Raw genomic sequence first — 17,368 nt, 5'->3', positions numbered from 1 at the left:
ACCTTCGGCCGGATCAACCCGTTCGGGTTTGTGGAGACGCCCTACCGCAAGGTCGTCAAGGGCAAGGTCACCGACCAGATCGACTACCTCACCGCCGACGACGAGGACAAGTACGTCATCGCCCAGGCGAACGCGCCGCTGGACGACAAGGGCCGCTTCGCCGAGGAGCGCGTGCTGGTCCGGCAGCGGCACGGCGAGGTCAGCGAGATCCTGGCCGACGAGGTCGACTACATGGACGTCTCGCCGCGGCAGATGGTCTCGGTCGCGACGGCCCTGATCCCGTTCCTCGAGCACGACGACGCCAACCGGGCCCTGATGGGTGCCAACATGCAGCGCCAGGCCGTGCCGCTGATCACCAGCGACGCGCCCCTGGTCGGCACCGGCATGGAGTACCGCGCGGCGGTCGACTCCGGCGACGTGCTCACCGCCGAGAAGGCCGGTGTCGTCAAGGAGGTGTCGGCGGACGCCATCGAGGTGATGAACGACGACGGCACCTACACGACGTACAAGCTGTCGAAGTTCCGCCGCTCCAACCAGGGCACCTGCATCAACCAGCGGCCGCTGGTGGCGGAGGGTGACAAGCTCGTCGAGGGCTCCCCGATCGCGGACGGACCTTGCACCGACGAGGCCGAGATGGCGTTGGGCACCAACCTGCTCGTCGCCTTCATGCCGTGGCAGGGCCACAACTACGAGGACGCGATCATCCTCAGCCAGCGTCTGGTGCAGGAGGACATCCTCACCTCGATCCACATCGAGGAGCACGAGGTCGACGCCCGCGACACCAAGCTCGGCCCCGAGGAGATCACCCGCGACATCCCCAACGTCTCCGACGAGATGCTGGCCGACCTCGACGAGCGCGGCATCATCCGCATCGGCGCCGAGGTCACCACGGGCGACATCCTGGTCGGCAAGGTCACGCCCAAGGGCGAGACCGAGCTCACCCCGGAGGAGCGGCTGCTGCGCGCGATCTTCGGTGAGAAGGCGCGCGAGGTCCGCGACACCTCGATGAAGGTGCCGCACGGCGAGGAGGGCACCGTCATCGGTGTCCGGGTCTTCGACCGTGAGGAGGGCGACGAGCTGCCGCCGGGCGTCAACCAGCTGGTGCGCGTGTACGTCGCGCAGAAGCGGAAGATCTCGGTCGGTGACAAGCTGGCCGGCCGACACGGCAACAAGGGCGTGATCGCCAAGATCCTGCCGATCGAGGACATGCCGTTCATGGAGGACGGCACCCCGGTCGACGTGATCCTCAACCCGCTCGGCGTCCCGCGTCGTATGAACATCGGGCAGATCCTGGAGCTGCACCTCGGCTGGCTGGCCAAGCAGGGCTGGGACCTCAACCTGTCCGACGACCCGAAGAACGCAGACTGGAAGCAGCGGCTGATCAAGATCCACGCCGACAAGGCCGACCCGGACACCAACCTGGCGACGCCGGTCTTCGACGGCGCCAAGGAGGACGAGATCACCGGGCTGCTCGGCGCGACCCTTCCCAACCGGGACGGCGAGCGCGTGGTGGGCCGGGACGGAAAGGCGCGTCTGTTCGACGGGCGCTCCGGCGAGCCGTTCCCCGACCCGGTCGCGGTCGGCTACATGTACATCCTCAAGCTCCACCACCTGGTCGACGACAAGATCCACGCACGGTCGACCGGCCCCTACTCGATGATCACGCAGCAGCCGCTGGGCGGTAAGGCCCAGTTCGGCGGCCAGCGGTTCGGCGAGATGGAGGTGTGGGCGATGGAGGCCTACGGAGCGGCGTACGCCCTCCAGGAGCTGTTGACCATCAAGTCCGACGACGTGCCGGGCCGGGTCAAGGTGTACGAGGCCATCGTCAAGGGCGAGAACATCCCCGACTCCGGCATCCCCGAGTCGTTCAAGGTGCTCGTCAAGGAGATGCAGTCGCTCTGCCTCAACGTCGAGGTGCTGTCGCAGGACGGTACGGCGATCGAGATGAAGGACGCCGAGGAAGACGTCTTCCGGGCGGCCGAGGAGCTCGGCATCGACCTGTCCCGCCGCGAGCCCAGCTCCGTCGAGGAAGTCTGAGTGCCCCGCATCCCGGTGGTTGAGGAGGCGCGCCAGCGCCGTCTCGAGACCACCGGGAAGGGGACTCGGTCCACAGCCTCTAGAGAATTCGAAACGAACGAAGGATTGCAGCCACCGTGCTCGACGTGAATTTCTTCGACCAGCTTCAGATCGGCCTGGCCACCGCGGACGACATCCGTCAGTGGAGCCACGGCGAGGTCAAGAAGCCGGAGACCATCAACTACCGCACGCTCAAGCCCGAGCGTGACGGCCTCTTCTGCGAGAAGATCTTCGGTCCCACCCGGGACTGGGAGTGCTACTGCGGCAAGTACAAGCGCGTGCGCTTCAAGGGGATCATCTGCGAGCGCTGCGGCGTCGAGGTGACCCGCAGCAAGGTCCGCCGCGAGCGGATGGGCCACATCGAGCTCGCCGCTCCGGTGACCCACATCTGGTACTTCAAGGGTGTCCCGAGCCGGCTCGGCTACCTGCTCGACCTCGCTCCGAAGGACCTGGAGAAGGTCATCTACTTCGCGGCGTACATGATCACGCACGTCGACGAGGACGCACGCCACCGCGACCTCTCCTCCCTGGAGAACAAGGTCGGCCTGGAGCGTGAGCGCCTCGAGAAGCGTCGCGACGGCGCGCTGGACGACCGCTCCAAGAAGCTCGAGGAGGACATCGCCGCCCTCGAGGAGGAGGGTGCCAAAGCCGATGCCCGCCGCAAGGTCCGCGACGGCGCCGAGCGTGAGATGAAGCAGATCCGCGACCGGGCGCAGCGCGAGCTGGACCGGCTCGAGGAGGTCTGGAGCACCTTCAAGTCCCTGCAGGTCCAAGACCTCATGGGCGACGAGATGCTCTACCGCGAGATGAAGAACTGGTTCGGCAAGTACTTCGAGGGCCACATGGGGGCCACCGCCATCCAGAAGCGTCTCGAGAGCTTCGACATCGAGGCCGAGGTCGCCAACCTGCGCGACACCATCGCCAACGGCAAGGGTCAGCGCAAGGTGCGTGCCCTGAAGCGGCTCAAGGTCGTCGACGCGTTCCGCAAGACCGACAACAAGCCGCAGGGCATGGTCCTCGACGCTGTCCCGGTCATCCCGCCCGACCTGCGCCCGATGGTGCAGCTCGACGGTGGCCGGTTCGCGACCTCCGACCTCAACGACCTGTACCGCCGGGTCATCAACCGGAACAACCGCCTCAAGCGGCTGCTCGACCTCGGGGCGCCCGAGATCATCGTCAACAACGAGAAGCGGATGCTCCAGGAGGCCGTCGACTCGCTGTTCGACAACGGCCGTCGTGGTCGTCCGGTCACCGGGCCGGGCAACCGTCCGCTGAAGTCGCTGTCCGACATGCTCAAGGGCAAGCAGGGCCGCTTCCGGCAGAACCTGCTGGGCAAGCGCGTCGACTACTCCGGCCGTTCGGTGATCGTGTCGGGTCCCCAGCTGAAGCTGCATCAGTGCGGTCTGCCCAAGCAGATGGCGCTGGAGCTGTTCAAGCCGTTCGTGATGAAGCGGCTGGTGGACCTGTCGCACAGCCAGAACATCAAGTCCGCCAAGCGGATGGTCGAGCGGGCGACGTCCGGCCTGTCCCGGTACGCCGTGGTGTGGGACGTGCTCGAGGAGGTCATCACCGAGCACCCCGTGCTGCTCAACCGGGCGCCCACCCTGCACCGACTGGGCATCCAGGCCTTCGAGCCCCAGCTGATCGAGGGTAAGGCGATCCAGATCCACCCGCTGGTCTGCACGGCGTTCAACGCCGACTTCGACGGTGACCAGATGGCGGTGCACCTGCCGCTGTCCGCCGAGGCGCAGGCTGAGGCGCGGATCCTGATGCTCTCGACGAACAACATCCTCAAGCCGTCGGACGGTCGTCCGGTGACCATGCCGACCCTGGACATGGTGATCGGTCTGTTCTTCCTGACCACCGACCGTGAGGGCGAGCCGGGCGAGGGCCGTGCGTTCGCGAACGTCGCGGAGGCGATCATGGCCTTCGACCGGGGCGAGATCACCCTGCAGAGCAAGGTCAAGATCCGCTTCGACGACATCGTCCCGCCGCTTGAGCTCGAGCTCGGTGCGGACTGGGAGGAGGGCCAGTCGATCACGCTCGAGACGACCCTCGGCCGGGCGATGTTCAACGACACCCTGCCGGCCGACTACCCCTTCGTGAACTACGAGGTGGGCAAGAAGGCCATGGGGGCGATCATCAACGACCTCGCCGAGCGCTACACCAAGGTCGAGGTCGCCGCGTCGCTGGACGCCCTGAAGGACACCGGTTTCCACTGGGCCACCCGCTCGGGCGTGACGGTCTCGATCGACGACGTCACGACCCCGCAGAGCAAGGGCGAGATCCTGGCGGGCTACGAGTCGCAGGCCAACAAGGTCCAGAAGCAGTTCGAGCGCGGCCTGGTCACCGACGAGGAGCGTCGCCAGGAGTTGGTCGAGATCTGGACCCAGGCCTCGAACGACGTGGCCAAGGAGATGGAGAAGTCCTTCGACCGGACCAACCCGATCTTCATGATGGTCGACTCCGGCGCCTCCGGAAACATGATGCAGATCCGTCAGGTGGCGGCGATGCGTGGTCTGGTGGCCAACCCGCGAGGCGACATCATCCCGCGCCCGATCAAGGCCAACTTCCGTGAGGGTCTGTCCGTGCTGGAGTACTTCATCTCCACGCACGGTGCCCGCAAGGGTCTGGCCGACACCGCTCTCCGTACTGCGGACTCCGGGTACCTGACCCGTCGTCTCGTGGACGTCTCACAGGACGTCATCATCCGCGAGGACGACTGCGGCACCGAGCGCGGCATGGAGAAGCGGATCGGTGTCCGGGGCGAGGACGGCGTGGTCCGCAAGGACGAGAACGTCGAGACCTCGGCGTACGCCCGGACGACCGCGGTGGACGTCACTCACCCGGAGACCGGCGAGGTGCTCTCCCCGGCCGGGGAGGACCTCGGCGACGTCCGGATCGGCGAGCTGGTCGCGGCCGGCATCGAGTCCGTGCGGGTCCGCTCCGTGCTGACGTGCGAGGCGCGCACCGGCACCTGCGCCAAGTGCTACGGCCGGTCGCTGGCCACCGGCAAGCTGGTGGACATCGGCGAGGCCGTCGGCATCATCGCGGCGCAGTCGATCGGTGAGCCCGGCACGCAGCTGACGATGCGGACCTTCCACACCGGTGGCGTGGCGTCGGCCGACGACATCACGCAGGGTCTGCCGCGTGTCCAGGAGATCTTCGAGGCGCGTATCCCGAAGGGTCGTTCCCCGATCTCCGAGGCGGCCGGCCGGGTCGAGATCGAGGAGACCGACAAGGCCCGCAAGGTCATCGTCACTCCCGACGACGGCTCGGAGGTGCTGGAGTACCCCGTCTCGAAGCGCTCTCGCCTGCTGGTCGCCGACGGCGACCACATCGAGGTCGGCGAGATGCTGACGGTCGGTACGCCGGAGCCGCATGAGGTGCTGCGCATCCTCGGCGTCCGCAAGGCGCAGGAGCATCTGGTCGAGGAGGTCCAGGCGGTCTACCGGAGCCAGGGCGTGTCGATCCACGACAAGCACATCGAGATCATCGTGCGGCAGATGCTGCGCCGGATCACGGTGATCGAGTCCGGTGACACCAACCTGCTGCCCTCCGACCTGGTCGACCGGGTGATCTTCGAGGAGGAGAACCGTCGGGTGGTCTCCGAGGGCGGCAAGCCGGCCTCGGGTCGTCCCGTGCTGATGGGCATCACCAAGGCATCGCTGGCCACCGAGTCGTGGCTCTCGGCAGCCTCCTTCCAGGAGACGACCCGGGTGCTCACCGACGCGGCCATCAACGCCCGCTCCGACAGCCTTCGTGGTCTGAAGGAGAACGTGATCATCGGCAAGCTCATCCCGGCCGGCACCGGCCTGGAGCGCTACCGGAACATCCGGGTCGAGCCGACCGAGGAGGCCCGCGCGGCGGCGTACGCCGTGACCGGGTACGACTCGTACGACTACGAGTTCGGCAACACCGGCGCCGGCCAGGCAGTGGCCCTGGACGACTTCGACTTTGGTTCGTACCAGAACTGAGCGCGAAGCGCTCAGTTCTGGTGTGAGGAACCCGATCGAGCAAGACGAGGCCCGCCCACGCAGGTGGGCGGGCCTTGTCGCGTCGAGATCCAGTCGGTGTACCCAGAGCATCACCACGCTGACCCGGCAGACAAAGCACGCCGAGCAGCGCTGAACTGGCAGAAACCTCACGCCTAGGGTGACCTCATGCCGTTCCCGGATGAGGCGTTCACGAAGCGGGGAGTGGAGGTCTCGGCCTACCGGGGGACCTGGGGCGACGAGGCAGCCACGTACCTCGGGCTCCTGCAGGAGCGCGTGCCCGGCGCGCTGTCGGTCGACCACATCGGCTCGACCAGCGTCCCAGGCCTGCCGGCCAAGGACTGTCTCGACCTGATGGTGCAGGTCGATGCGCTGGATGAGGACGCCGTCACGACGGCGATGGCGAGCCACGGCTTCCGGATGCGCCCCGAGCCGTGGAACCACGACGAAGTGACCGAGGGGGTCAGCTATCGCAAGCTGGTGTTCGCCGGTCCCCCCGGAGGTCGCGCTGTGAACGTCCACGTCCGGGTCGCCGGTGGTCGCAACGTCCGGTACGCGCTGCTGTTCCGCGACTTCCTGCGAGCCGACGACGCGGCCCGGGACGCATGGGGCGAGTTCAAGACGCGGCTGGCCGCGAGCGTCACGGACCTCATGGAGTACGGGCAGATCAAGGCGACCGCGCAGCCGCTGCTGATGCGTGCGGCCGAGAGCTGGGCGACCCGGACGGGGTGGACCGTTGCATTGGCGACACGGTCGGACGGGCCATCCGTGCTCGGGGTGGACGGGTGCCGCGCGGGCTGGGTCGGGGTCCTCGTCGCGGGTACGACGGCCGAGGCTCTCGTGGCGCCGGCGATCAAGGACCTGGTGGAGACGGCCCGCACCCGTCAACCCGATTTGGCGGTGGTGGCCGTCGACATCCCCATCGGGCTGCCCGATCGCGGACGTCGACGGGCCGACCTGCAGGCGCGCAGGCGTCTCCCGGCGGGACGCAAGTCGTCGGTGTTCCCGACACCGACCCGCGCCACGGCCCTGGAGTCGACGTACGCGGGGGCTACCGACGCCAGCCGGGCGACGACGGACGGGAAGGGGATCAGTCGGCAGACGTTCATGATCGTGCCGAAGATCCTCGAGGTCGACGGCTACGTCCGCTCGGGCCCGCCGGTACCGGTCGTGGAGGCGCACCCAGAGGTGAGCTTCGCGGAGATCGACCCGGCCTGCGTGCTTCCGGGCAAGACGACGGTGGACGGAGCGGCGAGCCGGCTGCAGGCGCTCCGGAGCGTCGGGCTGGAGCCTCCGGCGTACGACCGTGGCCGGGGCTACGCGACCGACGACCTGCTCGACGCGTGCGTCGTCGCCTTCACCGCCGCCCGGTACGCCGCCGGCACGGCGTACTCCCTGCCCGACCCGCCCGAGGTCTTCTCCGACGGCATCCCGGCGGCGATCTGGGTCTGACGGGATGGTCCCCGACCTTCTGGTCGCCCAGGAGCGCCCCCCGGGGTGCCGGTTGTCGGGGACGATCCCTCCCGGCGTCGATTCGGAGGGCGAAGGGCCCCCTGAGAGAATCGGGGCATGACCGCGCGGGAGGAGACCGACGTCCTCGTCGTCGGTGCCGGGCCGGCGGGGTCGGCGACGGCGGCCTGGCTCGCCCGGCTCGGGGTCGACGTCCTCCTGACCGATGCGGCGGTGTTCCCGCGCGACAAGACCTGCGGCGACGGCCTCACCCCACGCGCGATCGGCGAGCTCGAACGGCTCGGACTCGGTGACTGGCTCCGCGCGCACACCGTCAACCGCGGTCTCCGCACCCACGGCTTCGGCCAGACCCTGCTGCTGCCCTGGCCGGGCGGGAATCTCCCCGACTGGGGCTCGGCCGTCGCCCGCACCGAGCTCGACGACCATGTCCGCACCACCGCGATCAAGGCGGGCGCGCGGGCGATCGACGGCGTCCGTGCGCTCGACGTACGCCGGGACGGCGGCCGGGTCGCGTCGGTCGTGTTCAGCCGTGGCGACGAGACCCTCGAGGTCGACTGCCGACGCCTGGTCGTCGCCGACGGCGTACGGTCGCCGCTCGGCAAGCTGCTCGGACGGGAGTGGCACCGCGACACCGTGTACGGCGTGGCCGGACGCGCCTACGTCACCTCGACGATGGCGGACGACCCGTGGATCAGCTCCCACCTCGAGCTGCGCGGCGACCGCGGCGAGGTGCTGTCCGGCTACGGCTGGATCTTCCCCCTCGGCTCGTCGTCCGGCACCGCCGAGGTCAACCTCGGTGTCGGCACCCTCGCCACAGCCAAGCGCCCGGCCGAACTGCCGGTCCGCCGGCTGATGACGACGTACGCCGACGACGTGCGCGAGGCGTTCGGGCTCGGCGACGAGCTCCGGGCGCCCACGAGTGCCCTGCTGCCGATGGGCGGCGCCGTGAGCGGGATCGCCGGACCCAACTGGGTCCTGGTCGGTGACGCCGCCGCCTGCGTCAACCCGCTCAACGGCGAGGGGATCGACTACGGCCTCGAGGGCGGCCGCCTCGTCGCCGAGCTCATCGCCGACGGGGCCGACCTCGAGACGGCCTGGCCGGCCACGCTCACCGAGCACTACGGCGAGGCGTTCTCGATCGCCCGTCGCCTCGCCGGGCTGGTCACGATCCCGCACCTCCTCGCCGCGCTCGGGCCGGCCGGCATGCGCTCCGACTGGCTGATGACCCTGGCCCTGCGCTGGATGGGCAACCTCGTCACCGACGACGACCGCGATCGCGCCGCCCGGGTCTGGCGCTGGGCGGGCCGACACTCCCAAGCCCGGGACACCCGGCCACCCTTCTCCTGACAGGATGGGCCGGAGGTCCGTCCGGAGGAGGCAGCCATGCCGAAGACCCTGCCGAAGGTGCAGCGGGTCGCGGCGTACGGACTGATCCTCCGCGAGGGCCGGATCCTCCTGACCCGTCTCGCGCGCCGCATCTCGGCGGACGAGCGCTGGCACCTGCCGGGCGGCGGCGTCGACCACGGCGAGGACCCGCGCGACGCCCTGGTCCGCGAGATCCGCGAGGAGACCGGGCTCGCGGCCGAGGTCGGCGAGACGGCGCACGTCTACTCGGCGCACCGCCCGTCGATGTGGCGGCAGGGGCGCCGCTGGGACTACCAGGCGCTCCGGATCGTGTACGACGCCTGGGTGCCCGCCGACGCCCCTGCCCCCCGTGTGGTCGAGGTCGGCGGCTCGACGGTCGACGTCGGCTGGCATCCCGTCGCCGACGTCCTGTCCGGGGTGCTCCCGGTCACCGACGTCGTCACCGGGGCACTCGCCGACCACCGACCGTTCCGCCTGCAGCGGCTCGCGGTGTACGCGCTGGTACGCCGCGGCGACGACGTGCTGCTGACCCGGATCTCGTCGCTCGGTGCCCATCCCGGCGCCTGGACGCTGCCCGGGGGAGGTCTCGACCACGGCGAGTCCCCGCGCGACGCCGTGGCCCGCGAGGTCCGCGAGGAGTGCGGCGTCGACTGCGAGGTCGGCGAGCTCCTCGACGTCCACGACACGCACTTCGAGGGCACCGCGCCGTCCGGACGCTTCGAGGACTTCCACGGGGTGCACCTCGTCTTCCGCGGGACCGTCGCCGTCGGGGCGGAGCCGCGGGTGGTCGAGACGGACGGGACCACCGACGCCGCCGCCTGGGTGCCGCTGGCCGAGATCGAGGCGGGCGAGGTGCGCACCCTCGACGTGGTCCGGGCCGCGTTGGAGGCGGATACCTAGACTGACCCGGTGAACCCCCGGCACCGGCGACTCGTCATCCCCGTCGCCCTGGCGGGGCTGCTGTTGATCGTGATCATCGCCGCCGTGGTACGGCGATGATCCACCTCTCGACGCCGCTCGCTGCGCTCGGACCGAGGCAGGGACCCCGACGATGAGCGAGCCACTCCTCCGCGTCCTCACCCGGATGCGCGGGCTGATCCTCGACGACGAGATGCTCGTGCGCGCGGTCGGCTCCGGCCGGCAGCGGGGCACGCAGCCGCGGTGGCGGCGCGTCGAGCTCCGGTACGTCGACCTCAAGTCCGGCCGCCACCTCCAGGTCACGGCGTACGACGAGGCACAGGCGCACACCAGCAACCATCCTGTCGGCGACCGGGCTCGGACCGCCCTCGACGACCTGCTCGACCAGCCCTTCGGCAACTGGCACGTCGAGACCACGACCGAGACCCATCAGCTGCGGGTGACCAAGAAGGGCGAGGCGGTCGTCCACTCCCGCGCCCGGGACGCCGAGCAGCAGGTCGATCGGGACCACGACCGCGACAAAGGGCGGCTGCTCGCGGAGGACGACCCGGTCTTCCGGGTGCTCGGACTGTCCGACCACGAGGGCCGGATGAAGCCGAGCCGGCAGGGCAAGTACCGGCAGGTCGAGGAGTTCCTGCGCATCCTCGACGCCTCGATCGGTGACGCACTCGCCAAGGGACACCTCCGCACTCCGACGCCCGAGGAGCCGCTGCAGATCGTCGACCTCGGATGCGGCAACGCCTACCTCACCTTCGTGACCGAGCGGTACCTGACCCACGTCCGCGGCCTGCCGGTGCACCTCACGGGCATCGACCAGCGCGAGCAGTCGCGCGACCACAACCAGAGGCTCGCCTCCGAGCTCGGCGTCGACGCGACGTTCATCTCCTCCTCGATCGGGGATGCGCGTCCAGGCGTACGGCCCGACGTCGTGCTGGCCCTGCACGCCTGCGACACCGCGAGCGACGACGCGCTGGCCCGGGCCGTGGAGTGGGAGACGCCGCTCGTGCTGGCCGCTCCCTGCTGCCACCACGACATCGCCGCGCAGTTCCGCAAGCAGCCGACGCCCGCGCCGTACGCGATGCTCACCCGGCACGGCATCCTCCGTGAGAGGTTCGCGGACACCCTCACCGACGCGCTGCGGGCCTCGCTGCTCCGGCTCGAGGGGTATCGCGTCGACGTCATGCAGTTCGTCGGCAGTCAACACACGCCGCGCAACACCCTGCTCCGCGGTGTCCGCACGGGTGGCCCGGCCTCGGGTGGCGCGGCACGCCGGGAGTACGACGAGCTGGTGGCGACCTGGGGTGTGCAGCCGCGCCTCGGCGAGCTGCTCGAGCAGAGGTGACGCGGGTGCACCACCTGCTGGCCGGCCTTGCGATCGCCGCCCCCTTCACACTCGGTGTCGCCGTGACTCCGTCGGGTCCGGCCGGCGACCGCGTCTTCAGCTTCGACGACCCCGCGATCGTCGAGGCGAGCGCGCTCGTCGCCGAGAACGGACTCTTCCTGACCACCAACGACTCGGGTGACACCGGCCGGGTCTTCGCTGTCGACGACACGGGGCGCACGGTCGGTGTCACCCACTGGTCCGACGACCCCACCGACACCGAGGCGCTAGCGCCCGCCGGCAACGGCTTCGTCTGGGTCGGCGACATCGGTGACAACCTCGGCCACCGCTCCTCGGTCGACATCGCCCGGGTCCCGGTCGGCCCGGGGGACCGCACGGTGCACGCCACGACGTACCGGCTGACGTACCCCGACGGCGCGACGGACGCCGAGACCCTGCTGCGCGATCCCGCGACCGGGCGGCTCTACATCGCGACCAAGAACGTCTTCGGCGGCGTGCTGTACGCCGTTCCCGAGCATCTGCATGCGAACGCGACCAACCGGCTCCACTCGATCGGACGGGTGCTGCCCGTGGCGACCGACGGCTCGTTCTTCCCCGACGGCAAGCACCTGGTCGTCCGCAACTACTCCACCGCCGTCGTGTACGCCTGGCCGTCGCTGCAGCCGGTGGGGTCCTTCGCGCTGCCGCACCAGCGTCAGGGCGAAGGGATCGCGGTAGCGTCGGACGGCGAGGTGTACGTCTCGTCGGAGGGTCCGCACGCACCGGTGCTCCGGGTGCGACTGCCGAAGCAGATCCAGGACGCCGTGCGCCCCGCGGTGTCTGCCGCGCCGAGCAACCCGTCGTCCTCCCGCTCGGACGACTCCGACGCCGCGCGCTCGAGCGACCCGGCGGAGGTCGAGCCGGCGTCCCGCGACGCCTGGCCCTGGGTCGCCGGCGGCCTCTTCGGTCTCGTCGCGCTCGGCGTCCTCGTCCGTGCCTTGCGTCCTCACTGAGCGGGAGCCCGGGATAGTACGGATCACGCGGCCGGTCTTCCCGCGGGCGCCACCGGCCATGTGATCCGTACTATCCGTCCGACGCCGCTGTGCAGGCCGGAAGCATGCGGCGTACGTCGCGTGGTTACGTGGGCGGCATGGCGCGGCTGAGGCGGAGCTCACCCGACGACCCGGGGTGGAGCCGCCGTCGGGCCGGGAAGGGGTTCGTCTACCTCGACGAGCGTGGCGCCCGGCTGCCGGCCGAGGAGGCGGAGCGGGTCAAGGCGCTCGTGATCCCGCCGGCCTGGGAGGAGGTCTGGATCTGCCCGTGGCCGAACGGCCACCTCCAGGCGGTGGGCACCGACGACGCCGGGCGGAAGCAGTACCTCTACCACCCCGACTGGCGTGCCCAGCGCGATGCGGCCAAGCACGTGCGGGTGCTGGAGCTCGGCCGAGTGCTGTCGCGGGCACGGGAGCGGGTGATCACCGACCTCGGCACGGCCGGCATGTCGTGCGACCGGGCGTGCGCGGCCGCGGTCCGGATGCTCGACCTCGGGTACTTCCGCATCGGCAACGACGTGTACGCCGACCGGTACGGCAGCTTCGGCCTCACCACGCTGCAGCGGCGCCACGTGCGCCGGAAGGGTTCCTCGCTGGTCTTCGACTTCGTCGGCAAGTCCGGCGTCGAGCACGAGGTCACCATCGACGACCCGCCCACGGTCGAGGCGCTCGAGATGATGCGCAAGCGCCGCGCCCCGGCGGACGTGACGCTCCTCGCCTGGAAGGAGCGCGGCCGCTGGCACGTCCTCGACGCCGAGCAGGTGAACGAGTACGTCCGCGCCGCCACCGGAATGGACGCCACGGCGAAGGACTTCCGCACCTGGCACGCCACGGTCATCGCTGCCGCGGCGCTCGCAGAGAGCGAGGAGCCCGGCACCAGCAAGGCGTCACGCAAGCGGGCAGAGGTGGCCGCGATGAAGGAGGTCGCGGAGTTCCTCGGGAACACGCCGGCCCAGGCGCGCGCGTCGTACGTCGACCCGCGCATCGTCGACGCCTACGAGGAGGGCCGCACGATCCGGTCCGCCGTACGCCGCAAGGCCGCCTCGCCGGACGAACGGCAGACGATCCTCGAGCGCGCGGTGCTCCGGCTGCTCAAGGACTCGTGAGGATCACCCCACGTCCGGGTTGCGCCAGACCCAGTTGGGTCGGGTGTGGACCTCCGTGAGTCCCGCGCGGCGCATGTTGTGCTGCGACGGGTTGGGGTTGTCGGGCGCCTCGAGCCATGTCTCGGCCGAGGCGAAGCGGATCCCGCGGTCGCGCGCCTCGCGGATGCGCGCGTCGAGGAGCGCACCCTGCGCGCCGCGGTTGCGTCCTTCCGGCAGCGTCGCGGCGCCGAAGAGGGACACCGCGTCGGTCTCCGGGACGACGAGCATCCGTGCCGCGGCGACCAGCCGGTCGCCGTCGTACGCGCCGTACGCCGCCCAGTCGCCGTCGAAGTACTGCGGCCCGTCGAACAGTGCGTGGGCCTCCTCGGTCTCCTCGAGACCGAAGCCGACGCACAGAACGTGCGTGAACGACGTCGCGTCCTCCGGGCCGAGACGACCGATGCGCAGGTCGGTCTCGACATCGCGCGGCTCGGCCCCACCGAAGCACTTGACGAACATGGTGCCCTCGGTGAGCTGGTGTCGTTCGACGATGGCCGACCAGCCGTCCGGCACCGCCCGCGGCTGGACCTGGATCGCGAACGCCGGGACCCGCTGGTCGCGCGCTCGCGCGACCGCCTCGGCGACGGTGGTCTCGTCGACGGGCGAGCAGAAGCCCAGCGCCTTGTTCCAGTAGCCCCACATGGGGTCGCGGACGACGACGGTGTGCACGCCGTCGGCGAGGTCCGGGGCGCTGACGCCGAGCAGCTCGATCGTCTCGGGGGACTGGTGGAGCATCATTCGCTGCATCGCCATGGCCTCGGTGCGCTCGGCGAGGTCGGACCACTCCGCGACCTGCTCGGCGTACGGCTCGGGCATGGCGACAGCGTGCCCGACCCATGGCGTCGCCGTCATCGTCCTGGGGAACGATGGGAGTCATGGAGCTGAGCGTGGTCCAGGGAGACATCACCGAGCAGGGGGTCGACGCCGTGGTGAACGCCGCCAACCGTGCCGTGCGCGGCGGCGGAGGAGTCGACGGAGCGATCCACCGGGCCGGCGGGCCGGAGGTGCTCGAGGACTGCATCCGTCGATTCCCGCACGGACTGGCGACGGGCGATGCCGGCTGGACCACGGCGGGGAAGATGCGGGCTCGGTGGGTGATCCACGTGGTCGGGCCCAACTACCGCGGCGGTGAGAAGGACCGCTCGCTGCTGACGTCGTGCTACGCCCGCGCCCTCGCCGTCGCGGACGAGCTGGGAGCCCGGTCGGTGGCCTTCCCGCTGGTCAGTGCCGGGATCTACGGGTGGCCCAAGGAGGACGCGATCGCCGCTGCCGTCTGCACGCTGAGGTCGACGCCGACCCAGGTCGAGGAGGCCCGGCTGGTCGCGTTCGACGCCGGCACGTACGCCGCGCTGGTGGCGGCGGTCGATGCGTAGGTCGATGCGTAGGAAGCGACGGCCGGTCTTCGTGCTCCACGACCACCGCAAGCCGCAGCCCCACTTCGACCTCCGGCTCGAGGAGGACGGTGTGCTGAAGTCGTGGGCGGTCCCGAAGGGGATGCCGCCCGACTCCAGGAGCGACCGGCTCGCGGTCGCCGTCGCCGACCACGACCTGGGCCACGCGACGTACACGGACGCGACGAAGTCGATCGCCGACTCCGGGTGGTGGGAGCTCGAGGACCGGAACGAGAAGCGCTTCGTGTTCGTCCTGCACGGCCGCGCCGGCCCCCGCCGCTACGCCCTCATCGACACCGGCTCCGACTGGCTGCTGCACCTGACCAAGGCGCAGCCATGAGCGCTGGTCGGATCAGCCGGCTAGCCGGGTGATCCGACCGGGGGCCTACAGGCGCTCGACGACGTAGTCGATGCAGCCGGTGAGGGCCTCGACGTCTCCGGGGTCGATGGCCGGGTACATCGCGATCCGCAGCTGGTTGCGGCCGAGCTTGCGGTAGGGCTCCGTGTCGACGATCCCGTTGGCACGCAGGGTCGCCGCGACGGCCGAGGCATCGATCGAGTAGTCGAAGTCGATGGTGCCGATCACCAGGGAGCGTTGGCCGGGGTCGGCGACGTACGGCGTGGTGTACGCCGTCTTCTCGGCCCAGCCGTACAGCGCGTCCGACGAGGCGGTCGTGCGCTCGACCATCCCGGTCAGCGATCCGTGCCCGTTCATCCAGTCCAGCTGCTCGGCCATCAGGAACAGGGTCGCGATCGACGGCGTGTTGTAGGTCTGGTTCAGCCGCGAGTTGTCGATCGCGGTGACCAGGTCGAGGAAGGCCGGGATGTGCCGACCGCTCTCCTTGAGCTCCGTGGCCCGGGAGACGGCCGCCGGCGACAGCAGCGCGACGAAGAGCCCGCCGTCGGATGCGAAGCACTTCTGCGGTGCGAAGTAGTACGCGTCGACCTGGGTGAGGTCGACCGGCAGCCCGCCGGCGCCCGAGGTCGCGTCGATGAGGACCAGGGCGTCGTCGTCGGCGCCGGCCACCCGGCGTACCGGGGCCATCACCGCGGTCGAGGTCTCGTTCTGCGCCCAGGCGTAGACGTCGACCCCCGGCTCGGCCACCGGGTCAGGTCGGGTGCCGGGCTCGGAGGCCACGATCGACGGCTCGGCCAGCCAGGGAGCGGCCTTCGCCGCCTTCGCGAACTTCGAGGAGAACTCCCCGAACGACAGGTGCTGGCTCCTCTCCCGGATCAGGCCGTACGTCGCGACGTCCCAGAAGGCGGTCGCGCCGCCGTTGCCGAGCACGACCTCGTAGCCGTCGGGCAGGTCGAAGAACGTCGTGAGTCCCTCCTGCACACGGCGTACCAGTCCTCGCACCGGAGCCTGCCGGTGCGACGTGCCCATCAGGGAGGCGCCGGTGGCCGCCAGCGCATCGAGGTGGCTGGTCTGGATCTTGGACGGCCCGGCGCCGAAGCGGCCGTCGGCCGGCTTGAGATCGGCGGGGATCGAGATCGCGTCGCTCATGGACAACCTTCCGGAGGGGGTGGGGTGGTCTGCCGGACGACGCTGTCGGCGGTGACTATTGTGTCAGGGCCGTTGATCCGGGCACACGGGAGGACACCAGATGAGCACCGACCCGACCACACCGCCGCCGGGCATCCGCGGCCAGCGCGTCACCCGCAACGTCTTCCGCGTCGTCGGCCTGGTGGCCCTGGTCGTCGCGCTCGGCTTCATCGCGGTCGGGCTCCAGGACTTCTTCGCGAGTGCCGACTCGTTCGACGGTCCGCACAAGTTCTGGATGATCTTCGTCGGCATCTTCGGCGTGGCAATCGCCGTCTGGTGCCTGCAGGCCGGCTTCATGGGCGCCGCGTCCCGCTACGTCGCCGGGGAGACGGCACCGGTGATCAAGGACTCCGCGGCGTACCTCACCGACGGCGAGGGCGTCCTGGGCGTGGGTCGCACAGTCGACGACGCTCCCGCCCCGCACGCGGCGGCCGTGACCGGCCCCTACTGCTCGAAGTGCGGCACCCGCAACGACGACGACGCGTCGTTCTGCGACAGCTGTGGTGCCGCGCTTGCCCGCTGACCTGCGGATCGAGCAAGTGCCGATCACCCATCCCGACGCGCGCGTGCTGGTCGACGCCGTCCAGCAGGAGTACGTCGTGCGGTACGGCGGCCCCGACCACTCGCCGCTGGTGCCCGACGACCTCGCCCCGCCGTCCGGGGCGTTCTACGTCGGCTACCTCGACGACGCGCCGGTGGCGACCGGCGCCTGGCGCTTCCGAGACGACGTCGAGCGACTGGGGTCGACCCGGCCGGCCGAGGTGAAGCGGATGTACGTCGCGCCCTCCGCACGGCGACAGGCGCTCGCCCACCTGATGCTCGCCCACCTCGAGGACAGTGCCCGTGCGGCCGGAGCCGACGTGATGATCCTGGAGACCGGGACAGCCCAGCCGGAGGCGATGGAGCTGTACGTGGGCGCCGGCTACGAGCCCGTCGAGCCGTTCGGCCACTACCGCTGGTCGCCGCAGAACAGGTGCTACGCCCGCCGCCTGGGCTGACGCCCGTCCTGGGGTCTGTGGACAACGAACGCGATCGGGCGCTCGGTCGTGCCAGGCTGTCGGGAGATCGACAGGGTGGCTCGGGCGACGG

Annotated in this window: 14 protein-coding genes; 12 read left to right on the top strand and 2 right to left on the bottom strand. The window is 70.3% G+C overall.

The genetic code is table 11. The annotated features are described in order from the left end of the window. From VGK78_RS03760 to VGK78_RS03725, 8 genes are all read left to right on the top strand, one after another. On the top strand, positions 1 to 2,037 hold a 2,037-nt coding region (locus VGK78_RS03760), incomplete at its 5' end, for a DNA-directed RNA polymerase subunit beta (RefSeq protein ID WP_331526014.1). 116 nt (positions 2,038 to 2,153) lie between these two features. Continuing rightward, positions 2,154 to 6,053, top strand: a complete 3,900-nt coding sequence (locus VGK78_RS03755; RefSeq protein ID WP_331526013.1) for a DNA-directed RNA polymerase subunit beta' — start codon at positions 2,154 to 2,156, stop codon at positions 6,051 to 6,053. A 186-nt stretch (positions 6,054 to 6,239) separates the two neighbouring features. Continuing rightward, positions 6,240 to 7,523: a DUF429 domain-containing protein gene (locus tag VGK78_RS03750; protein WP_331526011.1), complete on the top strand. Its 1,284-nt coding sequence runs from the start codon at positions 6,240 to 6,242 to the stop codon at positions 7,521 to 7,523. Between the two features lie 117 nt (positions 7,524 to 7,640). Then, positions 7,641 to 8,888: a geranylgeranyl reductase family protein gene (locus tag VGK78_RS03745; RefSeq protein ID WP_331526010.1), complete on the top strand. Its 1,248-nt coding sequence runs from the start codon at positions 7,641 to 7,643 to the stop codon at positions 8,886 to 8,888. Between the two features lie 36 nt (positions 8,889 to 8,924). Continuing rightward, on the top strand, positions 8,925 to 9,806 hold the full coding sequence (locus VGK78_RS03740) for an NUDIX domain-containing protein (RefSeq protein WP_331526009.1): 882 nt from the start codon (positions 8,925 to 8,927) through the stop codon (positions 9,804 to 9,806). 151 nt (positions 9,807 to 9,957) lie between these two features. Continuing rightward, on the top strand, positions 9,958 to 11,166 hold the full coding sequence (locus VGK78_RS03735; protein WP_331526008.1) for an SAM-dependent methyltransferase: 1,209 nt from the start codon (positions 9,958 to 9,960) through the stop codon (positions 11,164 to 11,166). 5 nt (positions 11,167 to 11,171) lie between these two features. Next, a complete protein-coding gene (locus VGK78_RS03730) occupies positions 11,172 to 12,158 on the top strand; it encodes a hypothetical protein (protein ID WP_331526007.1) in 987 nt (328 codons plus the stop codon). Between the two features lie 137 nt (positions 12,159 to 12,295). Continuing rightward, on the top strand, positions 12,296 to 13,303 hold the full coding sequence (locus VGK78_RS03725) for a DNA topoisomerase IB (RefSeq protein ID WP_331526006.1): 1,008 nt from the start codon (positions 12,296 to 12,298) through the stop codon (positions 13,301 to 13,303). A 3-nt stretch (positions 13,304 to 13,306) separates the two neighbouring features. Here the strand turns inward: VGK78_RS03725 and VGK78_RS03720 are convergent, their stop codons facing one another. Then, on the bottom strand, positions 13,307 to 14,158 hold the full coding sequence (locus VGK78_RS03720) for a hypothetical protein (RefSeq protein WP_331526005.1): 852 nt from the start codon (positions 14,156 to 14,158) through the stop codon (positions 13,307 to 13,309). 59 nt (positions 14,159 to 14,217) lie between these two features. Between VGK78_RS03720 and VGK78_RS03715 the strand changes: the two genes are divergently transcribed. After that, positions 14,218 to 14,715: an O-acetyl-ADP-ribose deacetylase gene (locus VGK78_RS03715; RefSeq protein ID WP_414690626.1), complete on the top strand. Its 498-nt coding sequence runs from the start codon at positions 14,218 to 14,220 to the stop codon at positions 14,713 to 14,715. 4 nt (positions 14,716 to 14,719) lie between these two features. Beyond that, positions 14,720 to 15,073 (top strand): DNA polymerase ligase N-terminal domain-containing protein, encoded by a 354-nt coding sequence (locus tag VGK78_RS03710; RefSeq protein ID WP_331526004.1) that lies wholly within the window; start codon positions 14,720 to 14,722, stop codon positions 15,071 to 15,073. Positions 15,074 to 15,118: 45 nt separating this feature from the next. Here VGK78_RS03710 and serC read toward each other — a convergent pair whose 3' ends face one another. Then, on the bottom strand, positions 15,119 to 16,240 hold the full coding sequence (serC, locus tag VGK78_RS03705) for a phosphoserine transaminase (protein ID WP_331526003.1): 1,122 nt from the start codon (positions 16,238 to 16,240) through the stop codon (positions 15,119 to 15,121). Between the two features lie 100 nt (positions 16,241 to 16,340). Here serC and VGK78_RS03700 point away from each other — a divergent pair, with 100 nt between their 5' ends. Both VGK78_RS03700 and VGK78_RS03695 read left to right on the top strand, forming a co-directional pair. Beyond that, complete coding sequence (locus tag VGK78_RS03700) at positions 16,341 to 16,802, top strand: zinc ribbon domain-containing protein (protein WP_331526002.1); 462 nt, start codon at positions 16,341 to 16,343, stop codon at positions 16,800 to 16,802. Then, entirely contained in the window at positions 16,792 to 17,277 is a 486-nt protein-coding gene (locus tag VGK78_RS03695) for a GNAT family N-acetyltransferase (RefSeq protein WP_331526000.1), read from the top strand. The genes VGK78_RS03700 and VGK78_RS03695 overlap by 11 nt, the downstream gene beginning before the upstream one ends. The last annotated feature ends 91 nt before the right edge of the window (positions 17,278 to 17,368 follow it).

It is taken from the genome of Nocardioides sp., from assembly GCF_036503465.1.
Lineage (GTDB): Bacteria > Actinomycetota > Actinomycetes > Propionibacteriales > Nocardioidaceae > Nocardioides.
Note: the sequence above shows the minus strand (reverse complement) of the source record. Positions and strands in the feature narration are given on the sequence as shown.

Bases quoted from the DNA above. Each gene is read 5' to 3' on its own strand.
- VGK78_RS03750 (WP_331526011.1), top strand. From the start codon at position 6,240: ATGCCGTTCCCGGATGAGGCGTTCACGAAGCGGGGAGTGGAGGTCTCG.
- VGK78_RS03745 (WP_331526010.1), top strand. From the start codon at position 7,641: ATGACCGCGCGGGAGGAGACCGACGTCCTCGTCGTCGGTGCCGGGCCG.
- VGK78_RS03740 (WP_331526009.1), top strand. From the start codon at position 8,925: ATGCCGAAGACCCTGCCGAAGGTGCAGCGGGTCGCGGCGTACGGACTG.
- VGK78_RS03735 (WP_331526008.1), top strand. From the start codon at position 9,958: ATGAGCGAGCCACTCCTCCGCGTCCTCACCCGGATGCGCGGGCTGATC.
- VGK78_RS03725 (WP_331526006.1), top strand. From the start codon at position 12,296: ATGGCGCGGCTGAGGCGGAGCTCACCCGACGACCCGGGGTGGAGCCGC.
- VGK78_RS03720 (WP_331526005.1), bottom strand. From the start codon at position 14,158: ATGCCCGAGCCGTACGCCGAGCAGGTCGCGGAGTGGTCCGACCTCGCC.
- VGK78_RS03715 (WP_414690626.1), top strand. From the start codon at position 14,218: ATGGAGCTGAGCGTGGTCCAGGGAGACATCACCGAGCAGGGGGTCGAC.
- VGK78_RS03710 (WP_331526004.1), top strand. From the start codon at position 14,720: ATGCGTAGGAAGCGACGGCCGGTCTTCGTGCTCCACGACCACCGCAAG.
- serC (WP_331526003.1), bottom strand. From the start codon at position 16,240: ATGAGCGACGCGATCTCGATCCCCGCCGATCTCAAGCCGGCCGACGGC.
- VGK78_RS03700 (WP_331526002.1), top strand. From the start codon at position 16,341: ATGAGCACCGACCCGACCACACCGCCGCCGGGCATCCGCGGCCAGCGC.